At 45.4% G+C, this 13,091-nt stretch carries 9 protein-coding genes; 8 read left to right on the forward strand and 1 reads right to left on the reverse strand.

The annotated features are described in order from the left end of the window. The first annotated feature begins 60 nt into the window (after positions 1 to 60). The 7 genes from MD535_RS02360 to purF all read left to right on the forward strand — a co-directional run bounded on the left by MD535_RS02360 (position 61) and on the right by purF (position 10,529). The gene (locus MD535_RS02360; protein WP_265673335.1) at positions 61 to 4,371 is read left to right on the forward strand and encodes a FimV/HubP family polar landmark protein; all 4,311 of its coding nucleotides are present in this window, start codon (positions 61 to 63) and stop codon (positions 4,369 to 4,371) included. Between the two features lie 288 nt (positions 4,372 to 4,659). Beyond that, a complete protein-coding gene (gene truA / locus MD535_RS02365) occupies positions 4,660 to 5,463 on the forward strand; it encodes a tRNA pseudouridine(38-40) synthase TruA (RefSeq protein ID WP_265673336.1) in 804 nt (267 codons plus the stop codon). 153 nt (positions 5,464 to 5,616) lie between these two features. Next, the gene (gene accD / locus MD535_RS02370) at positions 5,617 to 6,543 is read left to right on the forward strand and encodes an acetyl-CoA carboxylase, carboxyltransferase subunit beta (protein WP_265673337.1); all 927 of its coding nucleotides are present in this window, start codon (positions 5,617 to 5,619) and stop codon (positions 6,541 to 6,543) included. Positions 6,544 to 6,584: 41 nt separating this feature from the next. Next, complete coding sequence (gene folC / locus MD535_RS02375; RefSeq protein ID WP_265673338.1) at positions 6,585 to 7,868, forward strand: bifunctional tetrahydrofolate synthase/dihydrofolate synthase; 1,284 nt, start codon at positions 6,585 to 6,587, stop codon at positions 7,866 to 7,868. A gap of 16 nt (positions 7,869 to 7,884) precedes the next feature. Then, positions 7,885 to 8,427: an SPOR domain-containing protein gene (locus MD535_RS02380; protein WP_265673339.1), complete on the forward strand. Its 543-nt coding sequence runs from the start codon at positions 7,885 to 7,887 to the stop codon at positions 8,425 to 8,427. A 61-nt stretch (positions 8,428 to 8,488) separates the two neighbouring features. After that, the gene (locus MD535_RS02385) at positions 8,489 to 8,977 is read left to right on the forward strand and encodes a CvpA family protein (RefSeq protein WP_265673340.1); all 489 of its coding nucleotides are present in this window, start codon (positions 8,489 to 8,491) and stop codon (positions 8,975 to 8,977) included. Between the two features lie 37 nt (positions 8,978 to 9,014). After that, entirely contained in the window at positions 9,015 to 10,529 is a 1,515-nt protein-coding gene (purF, locus tag MD535_RS02390; protein WP_265673341.1) for an amidophosphoribosyltransferase, read from the forward strand. An 87-nt stretch (positions 10,530 to 10,616) separates the two neighbouring features. On the opposite strand, the gene MD535_RS02395 is transcribed toward purF, so the two are convergent. Continuing rightward, positions 10,617 to 11,492, reverse strand: a complete 876-nt coding sequence (locus MD535_RS02395) for a LysR family transcriptional regulator (protein ID WP_265673342.1) — start codon at positions 11,490 to 11,492, stop codon at positions 10,617 to 10,619. A 377-nt stretch (positions 11,493 to 11,869) separates the two neighbouring features. Here MD535_RS02395 and MD535_RS02400 point away from each other — a divergent pair, with 377 nt between their 5' ends. Further along, on the forward strand, positions 11,870 to 12,967 hold the full coding sequence (locus MD535_RS02400) for a response regulator (protein WP_265673343.1): 1,098 nt from the start codon (positions 11,870 to 11,872) through the stop codon (positions 12,965 to 12,967). Positions 12,968 to 13,091: the final 124 nt, after the last annotated feature.

Consider the following 13,091-nt stretch of genomic DNA (forward strand, 5'->3'; position numbering starts at 1 on the left):
ATATCCGATATAGTAAAGAGATAAGTATTGTATTTATAATCGCAGACAGCTGAGCCTTCCATGCATCATTTTATCAAGCGTCTACTAGTGGCCTTAGCACTAGTTGGAGCCACAACGTCATCATCATTTAGCGCTGACACTATTCGCCTCTCTGGTCCGAATGGTGAATTACTGGATGCACCTCAGTATTCTGAGCAGATTCGACGCCCTGTCGTAGCCTCTATAGCAGATGAGCCTTCTCGGTATTATGGTCCTACTAAACGCGCAGAGACCTTATGGTCAATTGCGTCAAAATTTAAGCCGTCAGGGGCGACTGTACAACAAACTATTTATGCGTTTTACGAACTGAATCCGGGTGTTTTTGAAGACGAAAATATTCATAAACTGATCCCGGGTAATCGGCTACGTGTTCCTTCTTCAACACAAATCAATCAAGTTGATCGTCAAGAAGCGCTATCAGTATTAGCTGCACATCAGCAGCGGTTATCAGCGAATAAGTCGGCGGTTGAGCCTAAAAGCGTGCCAAAACCTGCCACAAAGGTGACACCATCGGTAGAACAGCCAAAAGTAAAAGTACCCGTTCCACCACAACTGACGAGCAATGCTATCGATAATCAGGTTGTAGATAGCAAGGTTATAGATAAAAAAGCCATCGCAGAGTCGGTGGAGAAATCACTGACCAGCAAATTACAGCAAGAGCTGACACGTTCAGAAGGCGAGCTTATTTCATTAGAGGAACGTAATCACCAGTTGCGACTCATGCTGTCCGAGGTTCAGCAGCAAGTGGACACGCTACAAGATGAAGTGAGTAATGAAGAACGCATTCGTAGTGAAGTCGAACGTCAATTACTCGATGAAAAACGCAAACAAGAAGAGATGCAGCGCCTAGCACCGACAGCCATAGATACTTGGTTATCTAACCCTTGGATTGTTGGGTTGCTTGCTATTGTCCCCGCGTTATTGGTTGGGCTACTTGTGATGCTCGTCATGAGAACACGCAAGAGCAAGACTAGTGATGGTGCATCGTCTCATGACAATAATGAACCAGGTGATGCAGCAAGCATTGCTGCTATGGGAGCGGCAGGTGCGACTGCGTTGGCGGCGGAAGGCACAGATTCGCTGCAAGACGATGACGATTTGTTCTCGGATGAGTTGTTTGGCGATTTCGAAACCGATACCGATATCGATGACGCAACCTCTAAACAGGAAAAAGAGGCGGAGAACGACATCTTTGCCGATCTTAATGAAGGGGACTTAGACTTCAACCTTGATGATGAGGATGACCCTTTTGCGAGTATCGGTGACGACGGTGAATTAGATATCGGTTTTGTTGATCTCGACGCCAGTAATAATGGCATTAGCGTTAAAGACGGTGAGAAAGCATTGGGGCTAGAGGAAATGGAGCGGGCGCTCAATGACGTTGCCGTGCCAGAATCTGATTTAGATGACCTCGATCTTAACTTGTCTGACGAGGATGAAACGGATCCTGTTTCTCAGCAAGACTTAGACGACTTATTTGCTGAAATTAACATGCAGGAACCAAGCTTAGATGAACAACTGGAATTAGATGAACCAGTAGATTCTGATGGTGGTGCGATCAACCAAGAACAGATGGATGAGCTGCTGTCCAGTGGGTTTGATCTCGATGAATCAGAAGCAGAGGCACTAGACGATATCTTTGCTGAGCAGACAGCGACAAGTGATACATCGTTACAAGATGCCTCTGATAGTGATGACAGCATCGAGGTTGGGAATGATGACATCGACGATCTTTTTGCACAATTCTCGCAGATAGATACACCGAGTGACGCATCGTTTCAGGCGCAACCTCAGTCAGAAGAGCCGGTGTCATCAGAGGATGTCGCCTTGCTTGATGAAATGCTTGAAGATGATTTTGAGCTATCGGACATGTCTGACTCCGATTTGATGCTGGAAGAGATCGTTGATAGTGAATCGCCGGCTCAAGTGCTGCAATCGAAAGAGGGAAATTCGGACGAGAATGACTTGGACGATGACATTAACCTTGATGAAAACAGTACAGACCTGCTTGATGAGCTGATGTTTGAGCATGCCTTTGATGCACCAGAAAACGATGACCATGAGTCTTTAGCATTGGACCCATTTGAGTCGGGTCAACTGTTAACCGACGACGAGCCAGAAACTCACTCTAAACTCGAAGAAGAATCGAAACTCACAGAAGAATCTGAACTCACAGAAGAATCTGAACTCACAGAAGAATCTGAACTCACAGAAGAACAAGATGCGTTTGCGGATCTCTTTAGTGCTGATAATGAGAAGACAGAGACGCAAGAGCAAGCAATTAAAGACAATGAAACCGTATCACCCGCCGTTCAAGACGCTACTGACGTCGATGAGTTAGACGATATCGACGCTTTATTGGCTCAGCATGGTCGCCAAGACCTAGCAGCAGATGTTACTAGCGAGTCGAATCATGAGATAGTTGCAAGTGATGTCGACGGCATTCAGCCGCCGGAACTGGCTGAGCAAAACCAAAGCGCAGAAGAGCCAAGTAATGAGGGTGTTGCTGATGTTGCCGAGATAGAGGATGGGTTTCAAGCCGCTCTCGACAACGCAATAGAAGCGACGGCGTCTTCGGAATCATTATTTGTAGATTCTGAGCTTTCCGATACAGAACGTTCAGAGTCCGAGTTAGTCGCGGCGAGTCCTCCGGTATCAACACCCGAACCGTCAGAGCATGAAGAGCTATTAGCACATGAAGAGCCATTAGCACATGAAGAGCCATTAGCGAAAGAACAAGCGAACGACATAGCGTCACCTATTATTGATGACGAGTTTGACTTTTCACCACAAATTGAAGGTGGCGTTGATGCCACTGATGATGAATTTGACGCTGAGAGAGAGCAAGCAGAGTTTAATGCGCTGGTAGAAAACGAGTTTGGTATCCCACATGATGACGACTGGAATGTAGACAGTGCGACATCAGTGGAATCAAGCGCTGTTGCCCATGAAGCTGTAGAACCAGACGTTACCGTCGAACCTGAAATGGCTTCGCCGCTGAAGGATAGCGAATCGGCATTGAGTGATGAGACGAATGACGATGAATTTTTGGATTCAGCGTTAAGCAGTGAATACAGCGAAGCCCAAGCCTTAGCCGATTCAGAAGATGATTATCAATTTGAACGTGATGAGGTTGTGGGTGAAGATCGAGCCTTTGCGGTTGATGACACCGACCTACCGGAATACAGTGAAGAAGATGCTCTGGCTGACGTATTGGCAATGGGTGCTCTTAACGACGAATTACCAGCCAGTGAAAATCACCATAGTGACCCCGAGCGGCATGTAGAGCCTGAACGTGAGGCAGAGTCGGCGGTACTTGATGATTTAACCTTTAATTCTGAGCCTGTTAATGAAACCTTAGAAAGCCAATATACGCCGGCCGCCAAAGCGCCAACCGTTGAAGCGCCATTAACGACAGCGCCATTAACGGAAGACGGTGGCATTGATGCTGGTGAGGCACTCGACTCGGTCAAACCTGTTGAGGCGTATAGCAATGATGACATTATATTCCCGGAATATACGGAAGAAGACGCATTAGCTGACTCTACGGATTTGGAAAGTAATGAGCAATACTCTCAATCTGGGACGACGGCCCGAGAAGCGTCAGAGCGCGCATTTTCAACCAATGAAGAGATGGTTGGTGAGACACTGGATCATTCTGAAATTGATGCGCTTGCTGATGCGTTTTCAATGGTCGATACGCAAGCGTTGGAACAAGAAGGCCAACTGGGCGAGTTGCTGAGTGAAGGAAAACAAGGCTTTAGCAATATTAACCCCGTGGATCAAACGACGGCAGATAGCGCAGGGCTCGATCTGGCAACCATGTTGGAAGACGATACATCGATGGATGGTGGTGAAGACTGGAATGGCTTTACCCTGACGGATGCACAAAAAAGTGCGATTGATGAATCGATTCCTGACGAAGAACAAGCCATATGGACTCAGGATGCGGGTTCACTAAAAAGTGCGAAGAACGAAGATTGGTCTTCTCAAGATCCTGTCGAAAACTTTGAAAACAGCAATGCTCAATTTATGACAATTGATGAGCTGATGGCACAGGTAAACGATGAACCGACGTCCGAGGTAGATGAGGAAGAAGCGCTGCAACTTGATGTAGGGCTTGATGAGTTCCCAGATGTGATTGGTGAGGTCACTGATGTCGATGTTGATAACGACTCCGAGGCGTCAGGAAACCTAGATTTAGCGAAAATCTACATTGAAATGAACGATTTTGATGGCGCGAAGAAGCTATTGCAAAAGGTACTCGAGGAAGGCTCAGAGTCCCTAAAAGATGAGGCGCGAGGCGTGTTGGATAAAATGTCCGCCTATTAATGCGGTTTTATTCAAGCAGGCCTCTAGTTATCGTCTATTAAAAGCAAGCGAGCAAAATAAAAACGGCGGAGACGCCGTTTTTTTATAGCTGTGATAACGACGTATGCATTATATGGTCGATTGGCTGTGTTTGAATATGACTAGAAAGAGGCGAGGGGGCGGTGCGAGGGTCAGTCTTTTGTTAGTATCGTGTAAGGTCTGGTCTGCGCGTCGCGGCAAATTGGTAATCTTGTCATTTGAGTATATACTTTGCCACCCAGTAGGAATGACGAACGTTCAGAGAGAAATATGAGAGTTGCATTAGGTATCGAGTATAACGGTGCCAATTACTATGGTTGGCAAAGACAGCGTGATGTGAATAGTGTGCAAGCGGAATTGGAAAAGGCGCTATCCGTTGTAGCGAATCAGCCAATTGAAGTAATGTGCGCGGGACGCACAGATGCTGGCGTTCATGGGACGGGTCAAGTGGTTCATTTTGATTCTCCGGTCACTCGTAAGCCTGCGGCATGGACAATGGGTGTGAATGCCAACCTTCCTAAAGATATTACTGTTCGTTGGGCAACAGAAGTCTCTGAATCTTTTCACGCGCGTTTTTCTGCAACGGCGCGTCGTTACCGATATGTGATCTTCAACCACGCTTTGCGACCTGGAATTTTATCGACAGGCGTTAGCCATTATCATGGTGAGCTCGATGTTGAAAAAATGCATCAAGCGGGTCAGTTTTTACTAGGCGAAAATGATTTCACTTCATTTAGAGCCGTGCATTGTCAATCAAGAAGCCCTTGGCGCAACCTCATGCACCTTAATGTGACTCGTCATGGTCCGTATGTGGTGATTGATATTAAGGCTAATGCTTTTGTCCATCATATGGTGAGAAATATTACCGGTAGCTTGATTGTGGTTGGTCGTGGGGAACAACCGGTAGAGTGGATCGAGTGGTTGCTAGCGCAAAAAGACAGAAAGCTTGCTGGCGCGACAGCGAAGGCTGAGGGGCTGTATTTGGTTGATGTTGATTACCCAGATGAGTATTCGCTCCCAAATGTGCCAATTGGTCCATTATTTTTCCCAGATGATTTGAACTCAGGCTGGTAAAACGACTCAAATGAAAGCGTTGGTTGCTTCCAGACTACAAGGTACAACCAGTTTTTTATCTACAGTGGCGCAGTTATGTGGTTTAATCCTCATGCATATTTGAATTCAATACTCTCGCTATGATAGCGGGAGTCACAAAATAAAAGGTCTTCCATGAGTTGGCTTGAAAAAATTTTAGAAAAAAGCAACATTGTTACCTCACGTAAAGCCTCTATCCCAGAGGGGATCTGGACGAAATGTACGTCTTGCGAGCAGGTGTTATATCATGCTGAACTAGAGCGTAACCTAGAAGTGTGTCCGAAATGTGACCATCACATGCGCATGCGATCTCGTCGCCGTTTGGAAACATTCCTCGATAAAGACAACCGAGTTGAGCTAGGGACTGAATTTGAACCTCAGGATAAGCTGAAGTTTAAAGATTCAAAACGCTACAAAGAGCGTATCTCAACGGCACAAAAAAATAGCGGTGAGAAAGATGCGCTTGTTGTCATGCAAGGTGAAGTTCTTGGTATCCCTGTTGTCGCGTGTGCATTTGAGTTTGCTTTCATGGGCGGTTCAATGGGGTCTGTTGTGGGCGCACGTTTTGTTGCAGCTGTTGATGCGGCTATTGAAAACAACTGCGGCCTTGTGTGTTTCTCTGCAAGTGGCGGCGCCCGTATGCAAGAAGCATTAATGTCGTTGATGCAAATGGCGAAAACCAGTGCAGCGTTAGAGCGCTTGTCTCAGAAAGGGCTTCCTTACATTTCAGTGATGACCGATCCAACAATGGGCGGCGTATCGGCAAGTCTTGCTATGCTTGGTGACATTAACATTGGTGAGCCTAAAGCATTGATTGGCTTTGCTGGTCGTCGAGTGATTGAGCAAACGGTACGTGAAGACTTACCAGAAGGCTTCCAGCGCAGTGAGTTCTTATTAGAGCACGGTGCCATTGATATGATTGTTGATCGTCGTGAAATGCGTCAACGTGTCGGTAGTATGCTGGCTAAAATGACTCGCGCGACGTCACCTTTAGTGGTTTCTGTTGAAGATTCTCCAGCAGAACCATCATATGAAGTACCAGAAGCGGACGAAAAAGGGTAAAGTACTCACTAAGTTATCATTGTTTCGATATTGACTGCTAAATGAGTGCACAATCCATTCCACAAGCCACATCTTCACTTCAGATGTGGCTTGATTATTTACAAAGTATCCACAGTAGCGCCATTGACCTTGGTCTAGAGCGAGTTGCTGTGGTGGCAAATAAGGGCAAGTTAACCAAACCTGCTCCCACCGTTATCACCGTCGCAGGGACGAATGGTAAAGGTTCTACATGCGCACTAATGGAAGCCATCCTATTGGATGCGGGTTATTCTGTTGGTGTCTACAGCTCCCCTCATCTTATTCGCTATAACGAACGTGTTCGTATTAATGGTCATGAACTTCCGGACCAATCTCATGTGGCGGCATTTGACTACATCGAAACACTTCGTGGTGACGTTAGTCTTAGCTTCTTTGAATACGCAACGTTGGCGGCTCTTAAACAGTTTCAAGATAATAACGTTGAGGTCTTGCTACTCGAAGTAGGACTTGGTGGACGGTTAGATGCCACCAATGTGGTTGATCATGATGTATCCGTCATTACCAGCTTAGCGGTCGATCATGTTGATTGGTTAGGTGATGACATTAATGTCATAGGGTTTGAAAAAGCAGGTATTTTCCGCTCTGGTAAGCCTGCAATCTGTGGTCAGCCAAAACCACCAGCAACAGTCCCAGCTCATGCCGATGACATTGGAGCAGATTTTTACCAAACCGGTATCCAGTTTCACTACGAAATGACATCTGAGATTACCTGGTCGTGGCAGCATGGTACTTTTTCGCTAGAAGCGCTACCTATCCCAGCACTTCCTTTGATGAACGCTAATACCGCGATTATGGCACTGGGTGCAGCAAAGCTTGATATTTCCGATGTGAATATCGTGAACGGCTTGAAGCACGCGACGTTGCCTGGACGTATGCAGATGTTACCCGGTCAGCCACTCACTATTTTGGATGTGGCACACAACCCACATTCCGCAGAATACTTGGTTGAACAACTAACAAAACGTTATCCAGAACAGACGTTTAAGGTCGTTATTGGCATGCTGCATGATAAAGATGTCGCAGAAACGATGCGTGTCTTACAGCCTTTAGCTTGTGACTGGTATCTAGCCTCGTTGGCAGGGCCGCGAGCTGCGAGCGCTCAGGAGCTGTCAGATTGTCTAGAGAATGAGGTGGCGTCATCGTTATACGATAGCCCTGTTGCAGCGTACGATGCGGCGATTCAATCGGCAAAAGAGAATGACATTGTCTTGGTGCTGGGTTCTTTCCATACTGTAGGTGAAGTCCTTGAATACACCGAGAGCACCACTCGCGGCTGTGACCGTTAAACCATAAGGAGTAGAGATGGCGAGTAAATTCCAAAGTCGTCTGATAGGCACCATTGTTTTGGTTGCTGTCGGTGTCATTATTTTGCCCGATCTTTTAGATGGTAAAAAATTGCACTACAAAGAAGAGTTTGCCAGTATCCCACTGAAACCGGAGTTAAACTCTGACGTTGAGAGCTTTGAAATCTTAGAGCCTGAAGATGCCTCGGAGGTATTGCCAGACTCGCCAGTGACGGCGACCGTGGGCGAGGCGCTGGAAGAAAAGACGCAATCAGATGTGGTAGATGTCGCAATACAAGAGGTGCCAGAGCGAAATGACTATGCAGATAGCGCATGGATTATTCAGCTTATGGCGCTTAAGAATGCGGAAAATGCACGTGGACTGGTCGCGGATTTACAAAAACGTGGTTATCAAGCACATGTGAAGCAAGAGTCGAACTTTACTCGCGTAATCATCGGTCCCGATGTTTCGAAAAGTAAACTAGAGACGCAATTGGTTGAATTAGAGAAAATTACCGGTTCAAGAGGTCAATTGCTCAAATTTAAACCACTAAATCCATAAGAAAACGTTTGCGTCGCGTTTTTTTCTGTTAAAATGCGCGCCAACTTGAGATGAATAATTAATGAATTGGTTAGATTTTGTCATTTTGGGTGTGATTGGGCTGTCAGCTTTAATCAGCTTAGTTCGCGGATTCGCTAAAGAAGCGATGTCGTTGGTAATATGGTTTGGTGCATTTTTTATCGCCAGTCAGTACTACGCTAAACTAGCGGTGTACTTTTCTAATATTGAAGACGAGATGTTTCGTAATGGCGCCGCAATCGCTGCTCTATTTGTCGCAACACTGATTGTTGGGGCATTGATCAATTATGTTCTAGGGCAGTTGGTTCAAAAAACGGGATTGTCAGGTACAGATCGAGTATTGGGTGTGGTGTTTGGTGCACTACGAGGTGTGCTAATCGTGTCAGCGGTGCTGTTTTTTGTGGATACCTTTACCACATTAAATAGCAGCGAATGGTGGGAAAACTCACAACTCATGCCGCACTTTAAGCTGGTGATTCAACCGTTTTTTGAACATATCGAAGCAACTTCTAGTTTCCTGTCTGGCGCATAATTGCGCCAGCTAAATGTCGCAAATCGAGGATTAGGACATGTGTGGTATTGTTGGAATCGTTGGCTCTACGCCTGTGAATCAGTCTATCTATGACGCTTTGACCGTTTTACAGCATCGTGGCCAAGATGCCGCTGGTATTGTTACCATAGAAAGCAATCGTTTTCGTCTGCGTAAGGCGAATGGTCTCGTTAAAGATGTTTTTGAAGCGAAACACATGCAACGCCTTCAAGGCTGTGTGGGAATTGGTCACGTGCGTTACCCAACTGCAGGTAGTTCAAGTGCATCAGAGGCTCAGCCTTTCTACGTAAACTCACCGTTTGGTATTACGTTGGCTCACAACGGCAACTTAACCAATGCGAATGAAGTGCGTGAAAAGTTGTTCGAGAAAGACCGCCGTCATGTCAACACGACTTCTGATTCTGAAGTGTTACTTAACGTACTTGCGCATGAGATTGATACCGTTAAAGGTAACGTGACCTCAGACGACGTATTCCGCGCAGTGACCAACGTGCACCGTGCTATTAAGGGTGCGTACGCGGTAGCAGCGATGATTATTGGTCACGGTATGATTGCGTTCCGTGACCCACATGGCATTCGTCCTTTATGTTTAGGTAAGCGTGAAGTGAATGGCAAAACAGAATACATGGTGGCATCAGAATCAGTTGCGTTAGACGCTGTTGGCTTTGACTTCATCCGTGATGTGGCACCTGGTGAAGGCATTTATGCCACATTCGATGGTGAACTGCACACGCGTCAATGTGCTGATCATCCTGCCCTGAACCCATGTATTTTTGAATTTGTTTACTTTGCTCGACCAGACTCGTTTATCGATAAAATTTCGGTTTACAGTGCTCGTGTAGAAATGGGCAAAAAATTGGGTGAGCGTATCCAACAAGAGTACAGCGATCTCGATATTGATGTTGTTATTCCTATCCCTGAAACCTCTTGTGATATTGCGTTGCAAATAGCACAAGCGATTGATAAGCCTTACCGCCAAGGGTTTGTTAAGAACCGTTATGTTGGACGTACGTTTATTATGCCGGGCCAACAACAGCGTAAGAAGTCTGTGCGTCGTAAACTTAATGCGATTCGCTCTGAATTTAAAGGCAAGAATGTACTACTTGTTGATGATTCAATTGTACGTGGTACTACGTCAGAGCAGATTATTGAGATGGCTCGTGATTCAGGTGCAAACAAGGTTTATATGGTATCGGCGGCTCCGGAAGTACGCTTCCCGAACGTCTACGGTATCGATATGCCAAGTGCTAACGAACTTATTGCACACGGCCGTGACAATGATTCTATTTGTCAACAGATTGGTGCAGATGCGCTTATCTTCCAAACGCTGCCGGATCTGATTGAAGCGGTAGGCATGGGTAATCCGGATATCAGCTGTTTCGATACGTCGGTTTTCAATGGTGAGTATGTGACAGGAGATATTGATCAAGAGTATCTTGATTTCCTTGACTCACTACGTAACGATGATTCGAAAGTGCAACGAGAAATTCAGCAAGATCTTGCTAATCTAGAACTGCATAACGAAGGCGCGTAATACTGCTCGCATTTCTACGGAAGTAAAAAAAACCAGAGTGATATTTCACTCTGGTTTTTTTATCACTAATGATCTTGGATTAAGTCACTAGTGAATCGAGTAATCGATAACGAAATCGATAAACAGTCGGACTTTTTCCGGTAGATGATCTTTATGATTGTAGAGCATGTAAATGTCGCGTGGGTTAGCACTCCAATCGGGAAGAATACGTACCAACTCACCATTGTCGATGTACTCTTTTACCATTACATCCGGCATCAGAGTAATGCCTAGCCCCGCAGAACATGCTCGTCTTACCACATTGAGGCTGTTAGCTTCGAAGCGCGCCTTGGTATTGTTAATCACCGATTCGCCGCTGTTGTTTTTAAGCTGCCACTTGATCAGTGGTGCGCCTTTGAGAAGTCGATGCGCGGTGAGTTCTTCCGCATGAGAAGGCTCGCCATTTTGTGCAAGATAGCCTGGTGTTGCAATCAATACATCTTTAACCGTACTGATTTTTCGAGCAATGAGGCTCGAATCTCGTTGTGGGCCAACACGGAAAATGACGTCCCACTCAGTTGGGTCAAGTTGGTCTGCATGATTACTGGTGGTTAACTCCAAACTAATATCAGGAAACTGCGCCATGAAATCATTAAACATTGGCATGATCATGCGTTTAGTCAGATTTGAAGGTGAGGATATTTTTAGTTTGCCTGACGCGCCTTTGCATTCGTCAGCAATTTCTTCAGATGTCGCCGTGAGTCTATGAAGCAATGGTGAACATTCGTTATAAAAACGTTCTCCCGCCTCTGTTAAAGACAATTTTCGAGCGTGGCGATTTAATAAACGCAGATTAAGAGAGTCTTCAAGCGCTTGAATTCGTCGCGTTATCGTTGCAACGGGAATCATGGTTTTGCGTGAAGTTGCAGTATAACTCCCATTTTCAACAACAAGTCGGAATAGGTTTAGATCGTCGAGTTTCATATGGTCAACTATTTGTATTGATTCGTTTTATTATGGCTTAGCCCGATAGGCTCAACTCGCAGGCAGCATGACTGTAGACACTAAATTAGTGGAAACAATGGCTGAGAATAGCTCAATATCAATAAGTTAGTTTAAAATATTAACAAGTTGGTTAAATCTCAGACACCCACATATTGTATTAGATCTTGAAGCAAAGGGGTACATTTGTATAAAAGACTATTTGTGCCTACAGTTAATATACTCAAGAGCCGCTGGCTTGGGAGTAGATTACTCAATTAAGTGCATTATTGTAGCGTTTCCTTGCGACACGAAGTTTGATGCAAACCAATAAAAACGATAACGAAACGCGCAATGAAAAATTTGTGAGGCGTAATTTTATGTCTAAAACTGACAGTCAAGTTGCTGAGGTGCCGGCGCATCGGTCGAGTCACCCTAAGATTATGGTGGTTGATGACGACCCGATATTTCGTACAGTGACAAAAAATTATTTGGAAGCGATAGGGTATCGTGTTTGTGAGGCGCAAGATGGGTTAGAAGCCTTGAAACTTCTCGATTCTGCGCAGCCTGATTTAGTGCTGTGCGATTTATCTATGCCGTTGCTTACAGGGATGGAGTTTGCCGAAGAGGTAAGAATGGAATATCCATCTTTACCTGTCATCGTGATATCCGCAACGGGAGATATGGGCGATGTGGCTAAGGCGCTACGCTTTGGGGTAAAAGATTTTCTGACAAAACCACTTGCGGATTACCGCTACCTTAATGAAGCAATAGACAAGGTATTAGAAGACAGTGCCGATGTTGGTAACCAAAGTGATTTTGTTAGCCGTTGGTTCCGGATCGAAGAGAATGACAATTCTCAAGACGAGCAAGAGTTGCATTGGCACTTGAAATTTTTGCAAGAAAACCCCAATGCAGCACGTGAGCTATTGACCGCATTATTACCAGAAAAAGATTGCTCGCTGGGGGCGTGGCACAGTAGCTATCGAATGCTTCAATCGACAACAAATTTGCCACTGGTCTTTGACTTTTCATGGTTAATGAGCGGACAACTTGCGTTTTATCTGGTTGATGCCTCATCCAGTGAAGAAGGAGGGATTGCCAGTACGTTATTGGTTAGAGCATTATTTGATGACTATATTCGCCGAGTTCAGCATAACAGTGTTGATCTTAAAGACTTAGCGAACAACATGGAGACAGGCCTAGAATGCTCAATGGGTGCTTATCCTGTCGATGCGCTTTTGGGTGTGATTGATTTGTCAGATCGAACGCTGTCGATATTACCGGCAGGCCTGGATTGCCGTTGGCAAAATGGTGACGCCCACTACCATATTGCAGGTGGTCAAAAATTGGGTGAAAACTGCATTCGCAATTTTATGACCAAAGATCTTCCGGTTCATGAGTCGAGTAAGCTATCTATGAGCCAGGTAGGGGCGTCGAGCTTTAGCTGGGATATTCGTTTATCTCAGAGGGAGTGAGTGTAATAACCATACAGTTACTCTGTTTTTGATGGATTGTAATTAATATATAGTGCGGATGTTAATGAAATGGGAGTTTGGCACTTCTGTTTTATTAACTAGCCAATGTGTAAAGACGAACGAT

This window comes from Vibrio qingdaonensis, from assembly GCF_026191675.1.
Classification (GTDB): domain Bacteria; phylum Pseudomonadota; class Gammaproteobacteria; order Enterobacterales; family Vibrionaceae; genus Vibrio; species Vibrio qingdaonensis.